Source organism: Cellulomonas sp. P5_E12, assembly GCF_054049315.1.
Map to the genome: position 1 here is coordinate 149,177 of NZ_JBFUMP010000003.1, position 19,755 is coordinate 168,931.

20 protein-coding genes are annotated in these 19,755 nt (G+C 72.4%); 6 read left to right on the top strand and 14 right to left on the bottom strand.

All coding sequences use genetic code 11. From position 1 onward, the window contains the following. Positions 1 to 16 precede the first annotated feature (16 nt). The 11 genes from ACXJKA_RS03510 to ACXJKA_RS03560 form a co-directional block, all read right to left on the bottom strand. On the bottom strand, positions 17 to 1,294 hold the full coding sequence (locus ACXJKA_RS03510; RefSeq protein ID WP_456823787.1) for a sugar ABC transporter permease: 1,278 nt from the start codon (positions 1,292 to 1,294) through the stop codon (positions 17 to 19). Next, positions 1,291 to 2,175, bottom strand: coding sequence for an ATP-binding cassette domain-containing protein (locus tag ACXJKA_RS03515; RefSeq protein ID WP_456823788.1), 885 nt, complete (start codon positions 2,173 to 2,175; stop codon positions 1,291 to 1,293). Before ACXJKA_RS03515 ends, ACXJKA_RS03510 begins: the two co-directional genes overlap by 4 nt. Positions 2,176 to 2,369: 194 nt before the next feature. After that, positions 2,370 to 3,350, bottom strand: a complete 981-nt coding sequence (locus ACXJKA_RS03520; RefSeq protein WP_456823789.1) for a sugar ABC transporter substrate-binding protein — start codon at positions 3,348 to 3,350, stop codon at positions 2,370 to 2,372. A 499-nt stretch (positions 3,351 to 3,849) separates the two neighbouring features. Next, positions 3,850 to 4,965, bottom strand: coding sequence for a peptide chain release factor 2 (gene prfB / locus ACXJKA_RS03525; protein ID WP_456823790.1), 1,116 nt, complete (start codon positions 4,963 to 4,965; stop codon positions 3,850 to 3,852). Between the two features lie 55 nt (positions 4,966 to 5,020). After that, complete coding sequence (locus tag ACXJKA_RS03530; protein WP_456823791.1) at positions 5,021 to 5,479, bottom strand: pilus assembly protein TadG-related protein; 459 nt, start codon at positions 5,477 to 5,479, stop codon at positions 5,021 to 5,023. An 11-nt stretch (positions 5,480 to 5,490) separates the two neighbouring features. Next, a complete protein-coding gene (locus ACXJKA_RS03535; RefSeq protein WP_456823792.1) occupies positions 5,491 to 5,934 on the bottom strand; it encodes a pilus assembly protein in 444 nt (147 codons plus the stop codon). Next, positions 5,931 to 6,236: a pilus assembly protein gene (locus ACXJKA_RS03540; RefSeq protein ID WP_456823793.1), complete on the bottom strand. Its 306-nt coding sequence runs from the start codon at positions 6,234 to 6,236 to the stop codon at positions 5,931 to 5,933. The genes ACXJKA_RS03535 and ACXJKA_RS03540 overlap by 4 nt, the downstream gene beginning before the upstream one ends. A gap of 65 nt (positions 6,237 to 6,301) precedes the next feature. Beyond that, complete coding sequence (locus ACXJKA_RS03545) at positions 6,302 to 6,508, bottom strand: hypothetical protein (RefSeq protein WP_456823923.1); 207 nt, start codon at positions 6,506 to 6,508, stop codon at positions 6,302 to 6,304. A 123-nt stretch (positions 6,509 to 6,631) separates the two neighbouring features. Then, positions 6,632 to 7,567, bottom strand: a complete 936-nt coding sequence (locus ACXJKA_RS03550; protein ID WP_456823794.1) for a type II secretion system F family protein — start codon at positions 7,565 to 7,567, stop codon at positions 6,632 to 6,634. Next, a complete protein-coding gene (locus ACXJKA_RS03555) occupies positions 7,564 to 8,427 on the bottom strand; it encodes a type II secretion system F family protein (protein WP_456823795.1) in 864 nt (287 codons plus the stop codon). The genes ACXJKA_RS03550 and ACXJKA_RS03555 overlap by 4 nt, the downstream gene beginning before the upstream one ends. Continuing rightward, a complete protein-coding gene (locus ACXJKA_RS03560; protein WP_456823796.1) occupies positions 8,427 to 9,653 on the bottom strand; it encodes a CpaF family protein in 1,227 nt (408 codons plus the stop codon). Before ACXJKA_RS03560 ends, ACXJKA_RS03555 begins: the two co-directional genes overlap by 1 nt. Positions 9,654 to 9,999: 346 nt before the next feature. Here ACXJKA_RS03560 and ACXJKA_RS03565 point away from each other — a divergent pair, with 346 nt between their 5' ends. Together ACXJKA_RS03565 and ACXJKA_RS03570 are read left to right on the top strand one after the other, a co-directional pair. Further along, entirely contained in the window at positions 10,000 to 10,911 is a 912-nt protein-coding gene (locus ACXJKA_RS03565) for a hypothetical protein (RefSeq protein WP_456823797.1), read from the top strand. 64 nt (positions 10,912 to 10,975) lie between these two features. After that, entirely contained in the window at positions 10,976 to 11,896 is a 921-nt protein-coding gene (locus tag ACXJKA_RS03570) for an aldose 1-epimerase family protein (protein WP_456823798.1), read from the top strand. Between the two features lie 16 nt (positions 11,897 to 11,912). On the opposite strand, the gene ACXJKA_RS03575 is transcribed toward ACXJKA_RS03570, so the two are convergent. The 3 genes from ACXJKA_RS03575 to ACXJKA_RS03585 form a co-directional block, all read right to left on the bottom strand. Next, on the bottom strand, positions 11,913 to 12,734 hold the full coding sequence (locus ACXJKA_RS03575; RefSeq protein WP_456823799.1) for a M15 family metallopeptidase: 822 nt from the start codon (positions 12,732 to 12,734) through the stop codon (positions 11,913 to 11,915). 733 nt (positions 12,735 to 13,467) lie between these two features. After that, positions 13,468 to 14,511, bottom strand: a complete 1,044-nt coding sequence (locus ACXJKA_RS03580) for a hemolysin family protein (RefSeq protein ID WP_456823800.1) — start codon at positions 14,509 to 14,511, stop codon at positions 13,468 to 13,470. Beyond that, positions 14,508 to 15,830, bottom strand: coding sequence for a hemolysin family protein (locus ACXJKA_RS03585; RefSeq protein WP_456823801.1), 1,323 nt, complete (start codon positions 15,828 to 15,830; stop codon positions 14,508 to 14,510). Before ACXJKA_RS03585 ends, ACXJKA_RS03580 begins: the two co-directional genes overlap by 4 nt. A gap of 240 nt (positions 15,831 to 16,070) precedes the next feature. On the opposite strand from ACXJKA_RS03585, the gene ACXJKA_RS03590 reads away from it, so the two are divergent. Genes ACXJKA_RS03590 through ACXJKA_RS03605 form a run of 4 tightly spaced genes read left to right on the top strand, consistent with a single transcriptional unit; the run spans position 16,071 to position 19,670 of the window. Next, a complete protein-coding gene (locus tag ACXJKA_RS03590; RefSeq protein WP_456823802.1) occupies positions 16,071 to 16,829 on the top strand; it encodes a response regulator transcription factor in 759 nt (252 codons plus the stop codon). Continuing rightward, positions 16,826 to 17,902, top strand: a complete 1,077-nt coding sequence (locus ACXJKA_RS03595; protein ID WP_456823803.1) for a sensor histidine kinase — start codon at positions 16,826 to 16,828, stop codon at positions 17,900 to 17,902. Before ACXJKA_RS03590 ends, ACXJKA_RS03595 begins: the two co-directional genes overlap by 4 nt. Positions 17,903 to 17,943: 41 nt before the next feature. Continuing rightward, positions 17,944 to 18,858 (top strand): ATP-binding cassette domain-containing protein, encoded by a 915-nt coding sequence (locus ACXJKA_RS03600; RefSeq protein ID WP_456823804.1) that lies wholly within the window; start codon positions 17,944 to 17,946, stop codon positions 18,856 to 18,858. After that, positions 18,858 to 19,670 carry an ABC transporter permease gene (locus tag ACXJKA_RS03605; RefSeq protein WP_456823805.1) on the top strand — a complete coding sequence of 271 codons (813 nt, stop codon included), beginning with the start codon at positions 18,858 to 18,860 and terminating at the stop codon, positions 19,668 to 19,670. Before ACXJKA_RS03600 ends, ACXJKA_RS03605 begins: the two co-directional genes overlap by 1 nt. Positions 19,671 to 19,755 lie beyond the last annotated feature (85 nt).

Genomic DNA, 19,755 nt, shown 5'->3' on the forward strand with positions numbered 1-19,755 from the left:
AGCCCCCTTCAGGTATCTAGCCGCGCCCTGAGGCCGTGGCTCGCCGACGAGAGATCGCGTCGACCGCAGCGGCGGCGGCGAGAACGCCACCGGTGACAACGTACTTGACGCCGGGCGAGTACCCGAGCAGGGCCATGCCGTTGTCGATGACCGCGATCACGGCGCCACCGATGAGGGCGTCGATGATCCGGCCCTTGCCACCGAACAGCGACGTGCCACCGATGACGGCCGCGCCGACGGCATAGAGCAAGACGTTCGATCCGCCCGCGTTCGGGTCCACCGACGTCGCGCGCGACGCCGCCAGCACGCCGGCCACTGCCGCCATCGTCGAACAGATCATGAAGCACGCCGTCCGCACGCCCTTGACGTTGATGCCCGCCCGGCGCGTCGCCTCGGCGTTGCCGCCGACGGCGTAGATGTGCCGACCGAACGCCGTCCGGGTCAGGACGAAGCCGAGCCCGAGCGCGAGCACCACGATGAGCGGCACCACGATGGGCACGCCGATGATCGAGGTCCGCAGCGGGTTGAGGCTGCGCTCCTGGTTGAGGATGGCGACCATCGCGATGACGACACCACCGAGCGCGACGATCTTCAGCACCACCATGCCGAGCGGCGCGGCGAGCAGCCCGCGCTGGCGGCGCAGCTGCCAGGTGCGCAGGCTCGAGCCCGCGTAGGCGAGCACGGCGATGATCGCGAGCGCCCAGCCGAGCAGTGGCGGGACGTTCTTGTTCTGCAGCGCGATGATCACCGGGTCGGTGATCGAGATGTTGCCGCCCGAGCCGATGATCAGGAGCACGACGCCTTGGAGTGCCAGGAACATCGCGAGCGTGATGATGAACGACGGGATGCCGACGCGCGCGACGAGCGTGCCCAGGAGGGTGCCGACGATCAGGCCGGTCACGAGCGCCGCGAGCAGCGCCGCCCACCACGGCCAGTGGTAGACCACGAGGCAGGTGGCCAGTACGGCACCGCAGGCCCCGGAGGTGAAGCCGGCCGACAGGTCGATCTCGCCCAGCAGCAGGACGAACACGAGGCCCATCGCGATCGTCACGACGACCGCGCCCTGCTGGAACAGGTTGGCGATGTTGCCGATGGACGGGAAGGTCGCCGGCTTGAGGATCACGAAGACCGCGAGGAGCACGACGAGCGCGAGGATGGCCGGCAGCGAGCCCATGTCGCCGCCGCGCACCTTGCTCACGTAGTTGCCGACCGCCTCGCCGAACGTCGGCTGCTCGACCGAGCCGGCCAGGAGGGAAGGCGACGTCTGCGCCGGGGGAACCGTGGACGTGCTCATGCGGAGGTGCTCCCGTTCGTGGTGGTCGGCGCGTCGCTCGTGGTGGCCGGGACTGCCGTGACGCGCTCCGGCGCGTCGGGCGAGATCCGCGGGGCCACCTGGCCGGGTGCCAGGCCGGCGGAGCCGCTCGTGATGAGCTCGATGATCTCGGTGCGGGACGTGTCCTTGGTGCGCACCTGCGCCGCCGTCTGGCCCAGGTAGAGCACGTTGATGGAGTCCGCGACCTCGAAGACGTCGTTCATGTTGTGCGAGACCAGGACCACCGCGAGGCCGGCGTCGGCGAGCCGGCGCACCAGCTGCAGCACCTGCTCGGTCTGCGCGACGCCCAGGGCGGCCGTCGGCTCGTCGAGGATGACGAGCTTGGAGTTCCACAGCACGGCCCGCGCGATGGCGACCGTCTGGCGCTGACCGCCGGAGAGGCTGGCGACGTGCTGGCGGATGGACCGGACGGTCCGCACCGACAGGCTGGCGAGCACCTCGGCGGCGCGGGTCTCCATGGCGGACTCGTCGAGCCGGATGCCCCTCTTGATCTCCCGCCCGAGGAACATGTTGTGGACGATGTCGAGGTTGTCGCAGAGCGCGAGGTCCTGGTAGACGACCTCGATGCCGAGGTCGTTGGCGTCAGCCGGCGAGCTGATGTGCGTCGTCTCGCCCTCGAACAGCACCTCGCCGGCGTCGAACGGGAAGATGCCCGCGACGCACTTGATCATGGTCGACTTGCCGGCGCCGTTGTCACCGACCAGCGCCGTGACCTCACCGGCCCGGGCGACCAGGTCGACGCCGCGCAACGCGTGCACCGCGCCGAAGTTCTTCCGCCCTCCCCTGACCTCGAGTGTCGGTGGAGGGGCCAGGTCGGGTGCGGCATGCGCTGCTTGTGTCATCGTCCACCTCATGGGGTCCGTCGGTTCACCCCGCGTCGTCGCGGGTCTGTGCGGGTGTTGCGGCGACGTCCTCGTCGCAGGTCTGTCGTTGTCGTGCTCCCGGTGACCCGGACGCCAGGCCGGGGCCGGCCGCTCGCGCGAACCGGCCCCGCCTGGTCACCGGGGTGGTCGGTCGACCACCCCGGCGTCGTGCGTCAGGAGATGCCGGCCTCAGCGCACTTGGCCGCGTAGTCGGCCGTGCAGACCTTGTCCTTCGTGGTGTAGCCGTCGGCGATGACGTCCTTGACGTTGTCGAAGTAGATCGCCTGGGGGTCGAGCAGGACCGCCGCAACCTTCTTGCCGGACTCGGAGTCGTCGACCGAACCCGTGGCCAGGTCAGCGGTGCTGTCGCCCTTGGCGGCCGCGATGGCCAGCGCCGCAGCGGCGTCGGCCTCCTTCTTGACGGCCTTGTAGACGGTCATGCACTGGTCGCCGGCAAGGATGTTCTGCAGGCCCTGGTCCGTCGCGTCCTGACCGGTGACCGGGACGGTGCCGTTCACGCCGTTCTTCTTGAGGATGGCGATCGCGGCGTTGCCGAGACCGTCGTTGGCCGCGAGGACGCCGTCGATCTTGCCGGCGGTCTCGGTGTACATCTGCTCGAAGATCGTGCCGGCCTGCTGGTTGTCCCAGTCGGGCACGGCCTGGTCGGCGACCACCGTGTAGTCACCGCTCGTCGTCTTCGCCTGCAGCGCGGCAACCGCACCCGCCTTGAAGAGCGTGGCGTTGTTGTCCGTCGGCGAGCCGTTGAGGTACGCGATGTTCGCCTTGGTCTTGCCGGCGTCATCGAGGCACTTCTGCAGGCCCTCGCCCTGGAGCTGGCCGACCTTCGTGTTGTCGAACGACACGTAGAAGTCCGCGCCGCCGCCCAGCGTGAGCCGGTCGTAGTCGATCGTCGCGATGCCCTGCGCCTGAGCCTTCTGCAGCACCGCCTTGCCCGACCCGGAGTCCAGGTTGACGATCATGAGGACGTTGACGCCGCTCGTGATCATCTGGTCCGCGATCGTCTGGAACTGGGTCTTGTCACCCTGGGCGTTCTGGATGTCGGCGTCGACACCCGCGGCATCGAACGCCTCCTTCAGGTACTTGGCGTCGGCGGTCTCCCACCGGGCCGAGGACTTGGTGTCAGGAAGGATCACGCCGACCTTCGGCGCCGCCCCTTCGCTGCTTCCGCCACTTGCCGTGTCGCTGCCGCTGGGCGTGTCATCGCTGCCACAACCGGCCAGCAGCAAGCCGGAGGCCGTGACGGCCGCCATTGCCAGAACCATGCTTCGTCGCATCGTGCTCCCTCTCGTGACGACGCCCCGTTGCGCTCGTCTCCACCCGGCGCTTTCGGGCGCTCGGACTATGTTGCGGGCCACAACATATGACCGGGCGGGGTCCCTCACAAGGTCAGACGAATTTTCCGTGGTCAAACTGTGACCTTGCAGGCTGAGCAAGCGCTTTCTTTGGTCCTCGATTCGCTCACCTGGGCGAATCATGTTCGGGGCCACAACAATCCCTGTGCGAGCGCTGAGCCTGCGAGGCCCCGCGGGACGTCCGAGGAACGGAGGGGTACAGCCGCCAGTTATTCGGACGCTAGCGAGTGGTCGGGGCGTCAGCCGGGCGTACACGAGCGGAGGCCGGGCCTGCGGGGGGTCAGGCGTCGGCGGACTCGGCCGAGCGGCGCCAGCGGATGCCGGCCTCGATGAAGTCGTCGATGTCGCCGTCGAACACCGCGGCCGGGTTGCCCACCTCGTGCTCGGTGCGGAGGTCCTTGACCATCTGGTACGGCTGCAGCACGTAGGACCGCATCTGGTCGCCCCAGCTCGCCTTGACGTCGCCCGCAAGCGCCTTCTTCTTCGCGTCCTCCTCGGCCTTGCGGACCAGGAGCAGGCGAGACTGCAGCACGCGTAGCGCCGCGGCGCGGTTCTGGATCTGGGACTTCTCGTTCTGCATCGACACGACGATGCCGGTCGGGATGTGGGTCATGCGGACCGCGGAGTCGGTGGTGTTGACCGACTGGCCGCCGGGGCCCGACGAGCGGAAGACGTCGACCTTGATCTCCGACTCGGGGATGTCCACGGAGTCGTTCGACTCGATGAGCGGGATGACCTCGACGGCCGCGAAGCTGGTCTGGCGTCGGCYCTGGTTGTCGAACGGCGAGATGCGGACCAGGCGGTGCGTGCCGGCCTCGACGGAGAGGTTGCCGAAGGCGTAGGGCACCTTGACCTCGAACGTCGCCGACTTCAGGCCGGCCTCCTCCGCGTAGGAGGTGTCGAGCACGGTGGTCGGGTAGTTGTGGCGCTCGGCCCAGCGCAGGTACATGCGGAGCAGCATCTCGGCGAAGTCCGCGGCGTCGACGCCACCGGCGCCGGCGCGGATGGTGACGACGGCCTCGCGCTGGTCGTACTCCCCCGCCAGCAGCGTGCGGACCTCGAGCTCGCCCAGGTCCTTCTTGATCTTGAGCAGGTCGGCCTCGGCCTCGGCGAGGGTCTCCTCGTCCTCCTCCTCGGCGGCCATCTCGACCAGCGTCTCGAGGTCGTCGATGCGCCCGTCGAGCTTGCTCATGCGGTCCAGCTCGGCCTGCGTCGACGAGAGGGCGCTGGTGATCTTCTGCGCCGCCTCCGGGTCGTCCCAGAGGTCGGGGGCCRAGGCCTGCTCCGAGAGCTGGGCAACCTTCGCCTGGAGCGCGGTCGGGTCGCTCACCGCCTGGATGGTGCCCAGGGTGGTGCGCAGATCGCGGATCGCGGAGGGAAAGTCGGTGGTGGCCACAACCGCTCAGGCTACCGGAGCCTGCCTGCGCACCGAGCCGGGGGCGATATCGCGGTCAGGACGCGCGGGCCGTCGACTCGGCATCGAGCGCGATGCCGTCCTGCCACGCCGCGAGGACCCAGCTGAGCAGGACGGGGTGCGTCACGGCGCCGAGGTGCACGCGCGCCGAGGTGCCGTCGGGCGTGCTGGCCGACAGCACCACGAGCTGGTCCGACTGCGCCGCGGCGTCGGGGTTGTCGCGCAGGTACTCCTCGACCGCCGACCGCACCGCCGCATCGGTCAGCGGGAGTCCGGGCTCCCGGTCTGCACCGGGCGCGTAGTAGCGGTCGTCGCCCACGGCGTCGGCGCCCTCGAGCGCGAGCACGTCCGCGAGCGCCAGCAGCCGCTTGCGCTCGAGGTGCACGCCCGCCGCCGAGGCCACGACCGTCACCAGCAAGAGCGCGACGACGACGAACCCGATCGTGAGGATCATGATCTGGCCGTCGTCCCGGCGCCCGCTACGGCGGCGCCTCATCCGGACGCGCCTCATCCGCCCGCCCGGTAGGCGTCCACCGGCGCCACGCGCTCGGCGCTGACCGGGATCTCGAGCGGGACGACGTCGCGCACGAACCCCGGCACGAAGGGCAGCGGCACCCTCACGTCGATCCGGGCGGACACGTCGCTGCCCGGTGCCAAGCACGGCGAGGCCGAGCAGGTGATCGTCAGCGCCTCGGCCGGGTCGTCGTCGAACCCCTGGTCCCGTAGCGCGATCCCGGCCGCGGCGATCGCCCGCTCCGCGCCCTCGTCGGCATCGTCGGCGACCACGAAGGTGCGGGCCGCCTCGCGCGCCGCCCCCTCACCGGCGAACGTCGCCGCCTCGATGCGACCGAGCACGAGGACCAGATAGACCAGGGGCACCAGCAGCACGAGCGAGAGCCCGAGGAACTCGACCACCGAGCTGCCCTCGTCGCCCCCGAACCGCCCGGTCACGGGACCTCGAGGAGGGCGTGCCCGCGGACCGTGAGCGTGCCGGCGGGGCCCACCAACCCGACGAGCGGCAGTGGCGCCTGCACCTCGACCTCGACGACGTCCAGGCCGTCGATCGTCGCCAGGCCGGCGCTCACGCCCTGCGCGTACGCCGCGGAGAGCGACTGGGTGATGAGATCACGCGACCGATCCGCGCCGTCCGCGGGGGCGTGCCCGACCAGCGCGCCGTACCGGGCGCCCTCGGACGCCGAGTCGACCAGCGTGTTGCGGACGTGCAGCACGACCGTCAGCTGCAGCACTGCCACGAACAGCACGGTCACCAGCCCGCCGACCAGTGCGAAGTCGACGATCGCCGACCCCGCGTCGCCGGTCAGGGCGCCTTGACGCTGTCGATGGCGTCCTCGAACACCCGGGCGAGCGCGTCGCCCGCGATGATCCACAGGGCGGTGACCAAGCCCGCGGTCATCAACGTCACCAGCACCCATCCCGGGACGTCGCCACGGTCCGACCCGCGCGCGGTGACCCGGTGCCGGACGGCGCTCCACGCGGTCGAGCCCCACACCAGCGACCCCCACATCAGTGTCGCCGTGCGCGACGGCGCACCGCCGCCTTCCTTCGTCTGGCTCTCGCTGCCCGTCGTCATCGGTCGTCGTCCCTTCGTCGGGCGCCCGTCGGGCGCCGTGCCTGATACCGCTGCCCGTCACAGGCCGACCCGCAGGACGACCATGCTCGGGAAGACTGCGAAGACGACGGTGACCGGAAGAATCAGAAAGACGACCGGAACCATCATCAGAACTTCCTTGCGCCCACCCGTCTCCATGAGCGCGCGGCGCCCCTCCTCGCGCACGTCCTGCGCCTGCGCCCGCAGGACGTCGGCGAGCGGCGTGCCCCGCTCGACCGCGACGGCGACGCCTTCGGCGAAGCGCGCGAGGGCCGGCAGGCCAGTCCGGTCGGCCAGGCTGTCCAGCGCGACCGTGAGCGGCGCGCCTGACCGAGCGTCGGCGAGTGTCCTGGCCAGCTCCCCGGTGAGCTCCCCGTGCGTCGTCCGCACGACGCGCTCCAACGCGCCGACCGCACCCTCGCCCGCACCGACCGCCAGGGCCAGCAGCTCCGCGATCGTCGGGAGCTCCTGCAGCATCCGGGACTCGCGCTCCCGGAGCTCCCGGCTGAGGGCCCAGTCGCGCGCCAGCACGCCGAGCAGCCCGCACACGGCGACGAGCACGACCAGGGCGCCGACGCCGGCCCCCCGCGTCGCCGCGAGCAGGAGCGCGAGCGCGAGCCCAGCCGCCAGCCCGAGCACACCCCACACGACCTGCCCAGCCCGGAACTGCTCGACCGTCTCGCTGCGCCCTGCCCGCTCCAGGCGACGGCGCAGCTCCGAGGTCGGCGAGCCGAGCCGCGTGACCAACCGGACGGCGTCGCTCATGATCGGGGCGACGAGCCGCTCCACGGTGGCGAACGGCCCGCGCTCGCTGGGCGCGGACCGCAGCAGGCCGGAGCCGGTGGGCTGCGGCCGGAGGTAGGGAGCGAGGCGTTGGTCGAAGTCGATCCGGCGGGACCGCAGCCGCAGGGCCACGAGCGCCAGCCCGAGACCGCCGAGGAGCCCGACGAGCGCGCCCACCACTCCCGGGCTCACCGGAGCACCCGCGGGTCGTCGGGCAGCCGCGCGATGCGGAGCATGACCAGGTAGGCGACCGCCGTGCACGCGGCCCCGACGACGAGGACCGCGAACCCGGCCGGGGTGTCGTACGCGCTCGCCGCCTCCGGACGCGTCGACAGCAGGGCGAGCACCACCCACGGAGCAGCGACCGCCAGCCGCGCCGCGTACACGGTCCAGCTCTGCCTCGCCTCGAGCTCGCCGCGGGTCCGGACGTCCTCGCGCAGGAACGTGGCCAGCGTGCGCAGCAGGCGGCCGAGGTCGGTGCCGCCCACGTCCCGGGTCAGGCGCAGCGCCTCGACGATGCGGTCCGCGACGGGGTCGGCCAGGCGCGCCTTGAGGGCGTCGAGACACTCACCGAAACGGCCGGTCGCCCGGTAGTCCTCCGCGAAGGCCGTGAACGCCGGCCGCAGCTCGACCGGACCGCGCTCCCCGATCTGCGCGACCGCCTCGGGCAGCGCCAGCCCCGCCCGGATCCCCGAGCCCAGGTGGTCCACCACCTCCGGCCAGAGCTGCCGCAGGCGCGCCCGTCGGCGCCGCGCCCGCCCCCGCACGACCGCCCACGGCGCCAGCGCCGCGAACACCGCGAAGCAGAGCGCGATCGACGGGATCCGGGTCAGAATCACGCCCACCAGGAGGACCACGAGCCCGACGACGACGCTGGTCAGCACCAGTGCGCCCGGCGTCACCCCGCTCGCCCCGGCCTGCACGAGGGTGTCCTGGGTCCGCGCGTGCCAGCCGGCCGCCCGCGACCCCTTGGCCTGCCGCGGCTCGGCCCAGAACGACCACCAGATGCAGGCCACCCCGGCACCGAGCAGGAGCCCGACCACGACCCCCATCAGCCGCGCCCGCGCAGCAGGGCGGCCAGGTCGGTGCCCGGGCGGGCGAACCGCTCCGGGTGCGGCGGATAGCCGTCCGCGCGGACCAGGTGCCCGTCACGCGTGTGGAAGATGTCGGCGGTCTCGACGATCCCCTGCTCGACCCGGCCGGGGACGGCGACGATCTCGCGAACCAGCCGCCTGCCGGTGCCGTCGAGGTCGAGGTGCACGACGAGGTCCACCGCCGAGGCGACCGTGGGGATCACGAACCGGTCGGACACGTTCTCGCCGGCCAGCAGCGGGAGGGTGCAGAGCTTCGTCAGCGCCTCGCGGGCCGAGTTTGCATGGATCGTGCACATGGCGGGCACGCCCGCGTTGAGCGCGATGAGCAGGTCGAGCGCCTCGGCCTCGCGAACCTCGCCGACGAGCAGCCGGCTCGGACGCATGCGCAGCGCCTCCTTGACCAACCGCCGCAGCGGGATCTCCCCGGTCCCTTCGAGGCTCGGTTGGCGGCACTGCATCGCCACCCAGTCGCGCGCGCTCAGCCGCAGCTCGAAGACCTCTTCGCACGTGATGACGCGCTCGCGCGCGGGGATCGCGCCGGCCAGCGCGTTGAGCATCGTGGTCTTGCCTGCCTGCGTGCCGCCCGAGACCAGCACGTTGAGCCCGGCGCGGACGGCGGCGTGCAGGAACGCCGCTGCGTGCGGGGTCAGCGTGCCGAGGCCGACCAGCTCGTCGAGCGTGGTCGCCCGGACCACGTACTTGCGGATGTTCACGGACCAGTGCTGCCGCGTGACGTCGGGGATCACCGCGTGCAGCCGCTCCCCGCCCGGCAGGCTGGCGTCGACGAACGGGCTGGACAAGTCGAGTCGACGGCCCGAGACCTTGAGCATCTTCTCGACGAGGTCTCGCACCTGGCCGTCCGTGAGGATCGTCGTCGTCAGCTCGGACTCCCCGCGTCGCGCGACGAAAACCTGCGTCGGCGCGTTGATCCATATCTCTTCGACCTCGGGGTCATCGAGGTACTTCTGCAGCGGCCCCAGCCCGGCGACGGCGTCCACCACTGCCTTGTGCGCGGCGACGGCATCCACCAACGGCGGGACCGCACCGACGACCGACCGCTCGTCGTAGTCGGCGATCACGTCCGAGACCAGCGACACGACGCCGGGCCGGTCGCGGACCGGGTCGATGCCGCGACGCCGGATGAGCTCGCGGACCTCGGTCTCGAGGATTGCCACACCGTCCACGGGGCCGCCTCGCTCTCGGTCACAGCGCCCGGTTCATCCGTCATGTCCGATTGCACGCTGGCCGGAACCTTAGGGGACGCCCGGCGGTCAGCACACCCCGCTGTCCACAGGGGGGACGCCCGTTCACCCGTCGGAGGGACTCGTCTGGGACTTCGGTCCTAGGGATCCGGACCGCTTGCCCCAGACAATTGACGTACGACGAACAGGGCGGCGAGCAGCGCGACGACGAACGAACGCGCGCGATTCCGCAGCCCTTTCAGGGGGCTGCCCCCGGGCGCCCGATACCCCCCGCGACGTCACCCCGCACCGAGGCCGGTGCACCCTGACTCCATCGAAGGACATCCCCATGCGTATTCGCGCCCTCGGCGCCGCCCTGCTCACCGCAGCGCTCGTGCTCCTGCCCACCGCCGCGCACGCCGGCGGCTCCGATTCCGCGACCCCGTACACCGTCACCGCTGAAGGTCTGTCGCTGCTCTACGGGAAGACCTTCGAGGCGAACGGGCACGTCAACTACAAGGTCACCAAGCTGGACGGGACCGGCGAGAAGACGTTCAACGTGCAGCAGTCCGTGCCGGACAACGGGATCTGGCCGCAGGCCCGGTATGTCGGACAGAGCTACTACCCGTGGACGGCTCACCCGGACTTCGCCGCTGCCTTCCCCAACGGGTACTGCCTGAAGTGGGTGCAGGTGAGCCTGTTCAACGAGCACTTCGGCGAGGGCGGTCAGTTGCCCGTCTGCACCCCGACCGACCCGCCCGTCGAGCCCGTCACCCCGACCGACCCGATCGAGCCGGTGACCCCGGTCGACCCCACGGACCCCATTGAGCCGGTCACCCCCGTCGACCCCACCGACCCGGTCACCCCGGTCGACCCGACCGACCCCGTCGACCCCATCACCCCGATCGACCCCACCGACCCCGTCGACCCGACCGACCCGGTCGAGCCGACCGACCCGGTCACCCCCGTCACCCCCACCGACCCGGTTACCCCGGTCGAGCCGCTGGCCCCGCTCACGCCGACCGACCCGTTCGACAGCGTGGTTCTCGCCGACCCGGCGCTCCCGACGACGACGGAGCCGGAGTTCATCAGCGTGGTCCTCGCGGCGGAGCCGTCGGACGCGACCGACTCGAGCGCCACGCTCGCCGCGACAGGCTCCCCGGCCGCCACCGTCGGGGCGCTCGGCGCGCTGGCGGTCGCGGCCGGCGCAGCCCTCGTGGTGCTGGCCCGCCGGCGGACCGCCTCCGACCGCACGCGCTGAGCCGGCTGGCCGGACACATGACGCGCTGCCGCGGGTCGTGGGTCCGGCCCGCTAGCGTGTGAGCGTGTCCACGACGATCACCACCCCCCTGCCCACCGGCCGCCAGCACGTCCTCGAGCTCGGCGGCCAACGCGCCGTCATCACGGCGGTGGGCGCAAGCCTCCGGGAGTACACGGTTGACGGCCGGGACGTGGTGCTCCCCTTCGACGAGACGCAGATCCCCCCGGCGTTCTCCGGGGCCACGCTCGCACCCTGGCCTAACCGCCTGCGCGACGGGGTCTACGGCTACCGCGGCGAGACGTACGAGGTGCCGCTGACGGAGCACCTGCGCCAGACGGCGCTGCACGGGCTGGTCTCGAGCACGACGTTCACGACGGTGGACGCCGACGCCACCTCGGTGACCCTCGAGCACGTCATCGTCCCCACGCACGGCTACCCCTGGCCCGTGCGGGTGCAGCTCGTCTACACGCTCACCGAGGCCGGACTGCACGTCCGTGCGGAGGCGACGAACCTCGGCACGACGACGGCGCCGTACGGCATCGGGTTCCACCCGTGGCTGTCTCCGGGCGACGCCGAGGTCGACGACTGCACCCTGCAGGTGGACGCCGCGCGGCATGTGACGATCGACGAGCGGCTGCTGCCCACGGGTTCGGAGCGGGTGTCCGGCGGTTTCGACCTGCGCGAGCCGCGCCGACTGCAGGGACTCGACCTCGACGACGCCTGGATCGACCTGACCCGAGACGCCGAGGGGATCTCGTGGATCCGGCTGGGCTGCCCCGACGGCCGCACGGTCGCTATGTGGGCCGACGACGCGACGAAGGCGTGGCAGGTCTGCACCGGGGACACGGTCGTGCACATCGCGCGCCGCGGCGTAGCCGCGGAACCGATGACGTGCATCGCGGACGCGTTCCGCACCGGGAACGACCTCGTGCACCTGGCGCCGGGCGAGAGCCACACGATCACCTGGGGCCTCACGCTGCTGTGAGGCTCAGGCGGCGGGGTCAGCCGTCGTAGTACTCGCCGTCGGCCTCGACGCCCTTCTCGTACTCCCAGTGCCACTTCTCGTGGGGGCCGCTGCCGCCGGGCTGGGCCCACGCGGGGTTCTGCCAGCCATAGGTGGGCCCGTTCTCGGTGATCCAGCGCCACTTCACGCCGGACGTCTGGTCCTGGCAGAGGTCGACGGCGAGACCCCAGCCGTGGTTGCTCTTGCCGGGTGCGGCGGCGAGGCCGCCCTTCTGCGCCTTGACCGCACGCTGCTGGGCGAGGGTCCGGTAGCCGGAGGCGAGGCACAGGTCGCCGCCGAACCGCGCGGCGAAGGCCTGGTTGAACTCCGCGAGAGACACGGCCGCGTCCGCGCGGAGCTGCGTGTGGTTGTCCCAGAGGGTGCAGAGGTCGGAGACCTTGAGCAGGCCGTTCTGACCGGCCGGGCGCACCGAGCCGTCGCAGCCGGCCAGCAGGGACCGCTCCTCGGTGCGGCTGGAGGCCGCCGCCAGGCTCCGCGCCTGCAGGGCGCCGTCGGCGGACACGAGCGAGGAGGGGGGCAGCGCCGAGAGCGAGGAGCCGGCCAGCGCGGAGACCGTCGACGGCAACGTCGAGTCCGCCAGCGCGTCCGAGCCGAAAGCGACGGGGCTGGGCACGACGCCCTGGCTCACGGGGATCACGACCGTGATGCCCGCGAGGACACCGAGGACGCCGAGGCGTGCTGCCGTGCGGGTGGGCCGACGGGCGCGGCGCCGCGAGGTGCCGTGTTCGACGCCCGCGAGCTCGGGGACCTCGTCGATGGGGTGAGCGACCGCCGCCTGCTCCGGATCCGGGGCGGTCACCGGGGGCGACGAAAGCGCCGGCAAAACGACGGGGAGCGTCGGCAGCGCGACGGGCTCGGCGGGCCGCGCCACCGGAGYGGCGGCACCGTCCCGCGGGGCGGCCGCCCAGGCGACCCGGCGCCCGGCGGGAGGAGAAACAGGCTCGGAGGACCACGTCGGAGCCTGCGGAGCGGCAGCCCACTGCGGGGCACCAAGAGGCTGCGACGCGACCGGTGCCGCGGGGCGGCCCGACGGAGCGACCGGCTCCGGCGCGACGGGTGCCGCAGTGCGGGCCGACGGAGCGACCGACCGCTGCGCGACGTGCGCGAGCTGCTCGGTGGCGGGTGCGATGGGCGCACGGTGCGCGGCCCAGGTCGGCACGTGGTGGACGGCCGTCGGGGAGTCAGGATCGGTGCGCGGGGCAGTCGCGGGGACCGGCGTCGAGACGGGTTCGACAGCGGAACGCCGCTCGGCCTCACGGAGGCTGCGGCGTGTGGGAAGGCCCGTCACGGGCTCCTCGCTGTGCGACCCCACGACACCTCCAGTCTCTTCTCACGCGTCTGATCTGCCGCGACGTCGTCGTCGAGCACGCGGCAGGGCACGTCCCGGCGACTGCGGTCACGAAACCATAACGGCTCGCGGGCGCGCTTCCAAGCCCCTGGACGGATGTCCAGTCCATCGAGCGGACATACCGGGCGACACGCGGGGCGACACGCCGAGAGGCGCACGCGATCCCCCCATCCGCTGGCAGCGGTCAGGACATCTGCCCCCGCTGCATGGCGTCCCGGACCTCGCCGACCAGCTCTTCGAGGATGTCCTCGAGGAACACCACGCCGACGGCCTGGGCGCCCTCGTCGACCCGCGCAAGGTGCGAGCCCGACCGCTGCATGGCCGCGAGCGCGTCCTCGATCTCGTCCTGCGGCCCGACGACCGCCAGCGCGCGTACGCGCCAGGCGGGCACGGGCACGGCCCGGTTGGTCTGGTCGGCGTACAGGACGTCCTTGAGGTGCAGGTACCCCGTGAGGGCGCCGGCCGCGTCGACGACCGGGAAGCGGCTGAACCCCGTCCGCGCCACGAGCCGTTCGACGTCCTCGGGGGTGCTGCCCGGTCCGACGGCCACCAGCTCACCCGTCCCGATCATGACGTCGTGCGCGGTGAGGTCGGAGAACTCGATCGCCCCGGCGAGCAGCCCCTGCTCGTCCTCGAGGAGCCCCTCCGCCTGCGAGCGCTCGACGATCGACTGGACCTCCTGGGCCGTGAACGCCGACGACACCTCGTCCTTGGGCTCGACGCCGAACAGCCGCAGCGCGTGGTTGGCCATCCAGTTCAGCACCGTGATGACGGGCCCGACCACGCGGGCGACCCAGACGAGCGGCGGCCCGAACATCAGCACCGCGCGGTCGGGCCCCGCGACGGCGAGGTTCTTGGGCACCATCTCGCCGAGCACCACGTGCAGGTAGACGACGATCGCGAGCGCCAGGACGAAGGAGATCGGGTGCGTGAGGTCCTCGCTGACGCCCAGCGCGGCGAGCGGGTCGGCGATGAGGTGCGCGATCGCCGGCTCGGCCACCACACCGAGGCTCGTGGAGCAGACCGTGATGCCCAGCTGGGCGCACGCGAGCATCAGGGAGACGTGCTCCATGGCCCACAGCACCGTCTTGGCGCGGCGGTCGCCGGCGGCGGCGAGCGGCTCGATGGAGCTGCGCCGGGCCGAGATGATGGCGAACTCCGCGCCGACGAAGAACGCGTTGGCGGCGAGCAGCACGGCCGCCAGCACCAGGGCCAGGGTCGAGTTCACGACTCGTCCCCCTCGTCGTCGGCGTCGACCGCGCAGACGCGCACCCGTTCCACCCGCCTGCCCGCCATCGCCTCGACCTGGAGGCGGACACCGTCGACGACGATCTCGTCGCCGTCGACCGGGATGCGGCCGAGCACGAACATGAGCAGGCCGCCCAGCGTCTCGTAGGGGCCGTCGGCCGGGACGTGCAGGCCGGTGACCTCCACCAGCTCGTCGGGACGCAGCACGCCGGGCAGCAGCCAGGAGCCGTCCGCCGACCGGGCGGTCGACGCGCGTCGGCGGTCGTGCTCGTCGGCGACGTCGCCCACGAGCTCCTCGACGACGTCCTCGAGCGTCACGACGCCCGAGGTGCCGCCGTACTCGTCGACGACGACCGCCATCTGCAGGCCCTGCTCGCGCAGCTCGACCAGCAACGGTCCGAGGTGCACGGTCTCCGGGACGCGCGGCGCGTCGACCATGAGGGCGGCGGCGGGCACCTCGGCCCGCCGCTCGTAGGGCACCGCGATCGCGCGGCGCAGGTGCACCAGCCCGACGATGTCGTCGCTGGAGTCACCGATCACGGGGAAGCGTGAGTGTCCGGTCCGGCGCGACACGTCGATGACGTCGGCGGCGGACTCCTCGCGCCGCACGACGACGAGCCGCAGCCGGTCGGTCATCACGTCGACGGCGGTGAGCTCGGTGAACTCGATGGAGTTGGTGAGCAGGGTGGCCGTCGACTCGTCCAACGTGCCCACCTGCGCGGAGCGGCGCACGAGCGCCGCGAGCTCCTGCGGCGACCGCGCGCCCGAGAGCTCCTCGCGCGGCTCGACGCCGACGCTGCGCAGCAGGGCGTTGGCGCTGCCGTTGAACAGGGTGATGAGCGGTCGCAGCGCGCTGGTGAAGCCGCGCTGGAGCGGCGCGACCATGCGCGCGGTGGGCATCGGTCGGCTGATCGCCAGGTTCTTGGGGATCAGCTCGCCGACGACCATCGAGAACCCGTTGACGACGATGAGCGCCACCACGGCCGCGACGACGCCGCCGACCGCCTGCCCGAGCACGGAGTCCTGCAGCGGCAGGCTCAGCAGCCGCGCCACGGCCGGCTGTGTGGTGTAGCCGAGCAGCACGGTGGTCAGCGTGATGCCGAGCTGGGCGCCGGAGAGCTCGGTCGACAGCCGGCGCAGCGCCTTGAGCACGGATTGGCCGCGACGGTCGTCGGGCGCCGTCTGGCCTTCGACGAGGCCCGGGTCCAGCGTGACCAGCGAGAACTCGCTCGCGACGAACACCGCGGTCCCGAGCGTCAGCAGGATGCCGAGGCCGACCAGCAGCCACTCGGTCAGCACGCGGCACCGCCGGGCGCACGACGAACGCCGACCCGGGGGCCGGCGCTCGTCGTGGAGGTCATGACAAAGAGGGGGAGGTGGCCGGCATGGCCGCCACCGGGCTCGTCGGCCCGGGAACGACGCCGGCAGCTACTTGAGCTGCTCATGGTGGGCGCCATCATACGGGTGGTCCCCTCGTCGGCGCAGGCTCGACGGACCCGTCGCGACGTCATCGGCGCCGCGCTGTGCCACGCTGGCGGCATGGCGAACGTGAACACGTCACCCGGCGGTGCGGCCGGCACGACGGTCCTGGTGGTGGAGGACGAGCCGGCGATCGCGCAGGCGATCGTGCACCGGCTCTCGGCAGAGGGGTGGACGGTCGAGTCGGCGGCCGACGGGCTGGCCGGCGTCAGCGCCGCCTCGCGCCTGCGCCCCGACGTGGTGGTGCTGGACGTGATGCTCCCGGGCATCGACGGGCTCGAGGTGTGCCGACGCATCCAGGCCGAACGGCCGGTGCCCGTCCTCATGCTCACGGCACGCGACGACGAGACGGACATGCTCATCGGTCTCGGCGTGGGTGCCGACGACTACATGACGAAGCCGTTCTCGATGCGCGAGCTCGTCGCGCGCACGAAGGCGCTGCTGCGCCGCACGGAACGCGCGACCCGGGCGGCCGAGATGGCGGCGGCCGACCAGCCCGACCCGCCGCTCGTGCTGGGTGACGTCACGGTCGACCGGGCCCAGCGGCGTGTCCTGCGGGGCGACGCCGAGGTCCACCTCACGCCCACCGAGTTCGACCTCCTGCTCGCGCTGGCGGCGACGCCGCGGACCGTGCTCACGCGCGAACGCCTACTCGCGGAGGTGTGGGACTGGGTGGACGCCAGCGGCACCCGCACGGTCGACTCGCACATCAAGGCGCTGCGCCGCAAGCTCGGCGCCGACCTCATCCGCACGGTGCACGGAGTGGGCTACGCGTTCGAGCCGAGCGACAGCGCGGGCGACGTCTCCGAGGGCGCGTGAACGCACCCCGGCACGTCCGCGGCGAGTTCGCCCGCTCGCGGATCCCCGACGTCCGGCCGTTGGACCGCTTCCGCTCGATCAAGGTCAAGCTCGGCGTGCTCGTGGCCGCGACCGTCACCCTCGCCGCCTTCATCACCTGGGTCGGCCTGTACAACCACCTCGGCCCCACGCGGACGCTGCCGCTCGCGATCGTCGCCTCGCTCATCGTCACGCAGCTGCTGGCCCGTGGCATGACCTCGCCCCTGCGGGAGATGACCTACGCGGCGCGGCGCATGGCCGGCGGCGACTACAGCCGCCGGGTCCGGGCGACCAGCCTGGACGAGGTGGGCCAGCTCGCGGACGCGTTCAACACGATGGCCGACGACCTCGAACAGGCCGACACGTTCCGGCGCGAGCTCGTCGCCAACGTCTCCCACGAGCTGCGCACCCCCGTCACCGCGCTGCAGGCCCAGCTGGAGAACATCGTCGACGGCGTCACGGAGCCGGACCCGGCGACCATGCAGGCCGCGCTGGCGCAGACCGAGCGCCTGGGCCGGCTGGTCACGTACCTGCTGGACCTGTCGCGGCTGGAGGCGGGCGACGTCCCGCTGGAGATCGCGGATGTCCACCTGCGCGGCTTCCTCGAGGAGGCCGCCGACGGCGCGATGCTCGTCGGCTCGACGAAGCACCTACGGTTCCCGGTCGTCGTCGACCCACCCGACCTCACGGTCCCGGCCGACCCGGACCGCCTGCACCAGGTGGTGGCGAACCTCCTGCACAACGCCGTCCGACACTCCCCCGACGGCGACGAGGTCCGGCTCGAGGCGTCACGCGTGGGATCGGAGGTGCGGATCGACGTGGTCGACCACGGCCCGGGGATCGCGCGCGACGACCGGGCGCACGTGTTCGAGCGGTTCGTGCGCGGCAACACGCCGGCGCTCACCGGCCAGATCTCGACGGGTGGCACTGGCCTGGGGCTCGCGATCGTGCGCTGGGCGGTCGAGCTGCACGGCGGTCGGATCGAGGTCGCCGACACGGACGTCGGGTGCACCATGCGTGTGTCCCTCCCGGCGGCGAAACCGCGCGCCGCCTGAGGTTCTTGTTCTATCGCGACTAGAACAGTACGGTCGGTCGCATGACGTCCGACGGCACGATCCTCGTCGAGCACCTCTCCAAGTCGTTCGGGTCGGTCCGCGCGGTGCAGGATCTCTCGTTCGAGGTGGCCCCGGGCCGCGTCACGGGATTCCTCGGACCCAACGGCGCCGGCAAGACGACGACGCTGCGCATGCTGCTCGGCCTCGTCCGACCCACGTCGGGCGTCGCGACCATCGGCGGACTGGCCTACGGGCAGATCCCCCGCCCCCTGCGCACGGTCGGCGCCGCGCTCGAGGCGGCGAGCTTCCACCCTGGTCGCACGGCGCTGGACCACCTGCGCCTCTACGCGCCGCAGGCCGGTGTGCCCGACGCCCGTGCGGGGCAGGTGCTCGAGCTCGTCGGCCTCTCGGCGGCGGCGGACCGACGCGTCGGCGGGTTCTCGCTCGGCATGCGACAGCGGCTCGCCCTCGCCACCACCCTGCTCGGCGACCCCCGCGTGCTCCTGCTCGACGAGCCCGCCAACGGCCTGGACCCCGAGGGCATCCGCTGGCTGCGCGGCTTCCTGCGCGCGCTGGCCGCCGAGGGCCGCACCGTCCTGGTGTCCAGCCACGTGCTGTCGGAGGTCGAGCAGACGGTCGACGACGTCGTGATCATCGCCCGCGGGCAGCTGGCGCACGCCTCCTCGCTGGCCGACCTCGCCGCCATGGCCCGGATCCGGGTCCGGGTGGTCTCCCCCGACGCCGCCGGCCTCGCCGGGCTCGTCGAGCGGTCCGGCTGGACGCGCACCGCGACCACCGACGCCCGGGTGGCCGAGCTGCTCGACGTCGACGCGGCCACGGTCGGCGCGGCCGCGTTCGCCGCGGGGCTCGAGCTGCACGAGCTGGCCGGCCAGGACCCCGGGCTCGAGGGCCTGTTCCTGCAGCTCGTCGGCGCCGTCGACCAGGCGGCGTCCTGATGCGCGCCGCGCTGGTCACGGAGTACCGCAAGCTCGTCAGCACCCGGCTGTGGTGGATCCTGCTGCTCGCGATGGTCGTCTACATGGCGTTCCTCGCGGCCGTGCTCGGCTGGGGCGTCTCCCAGGGCGGCGGCATGAGCAGCACGACCGGCGGCAGCGACGACGTCGTCCTCGAGCCCGACGCGGTCGTCCGGGCGGTCTACACGATCGCCGTGACGTTCGGCTACGTGTTCCCGCTGGTGGTGGGCGCCCTGGCCGTCGCCTCGGAGTTCCGCCACCAGACCATCACGCCGACCCTGCTCGCCGAGCCGCGCCGGACCGTGCTGCTGTCCGCGAAGGTCGTCGCCGCCGCGGTGCTCGGGCTGGTCTACGGCGTCGTCGGCACGCTCGCCGCCGTCGGCGCGGGCGCCGCCGTGCTCACCGTGCTCGGCCAGCCCACGTTCCTCGGCGAGGCGTCGACGTGGCGCACCATCGCGCTGTCCGCGCTCGCGCTCGCCCTCTGGGCGGTGGTCGGCGTCGGGTTCGGCTCGGTGCTCACCAACCAGGTCGCTGTCATCGTCGTCGTGCTCGCGTTCACTCAGTTCGTCGAGCCGGTCCTGCGGTTCGTCCTGGGTCTGACCAGCTGGGGCCCGGGCATCGCGGCCTACCTGCCGGGCGCCGCCGGCGAAGCGGTGTCCGGCGGCAGCTTCTACTCCGAGACCGGTCTCGGCACCCTGCTCGAGTGGTGGCAGGGCGCTCTCGTCCTGCTCGCATACGGCATCGGGCTGGCGGCGATCGGGCGCGTGACGACCTTCCGGCGCGACATCACCTGAGCGCGTCCACCCGTGCGGAACGCGTGTGCACAAGCATGACCTGCCAGGGGTGCCGACAACCCCACCTTGAGCCGCGCCGCACGGG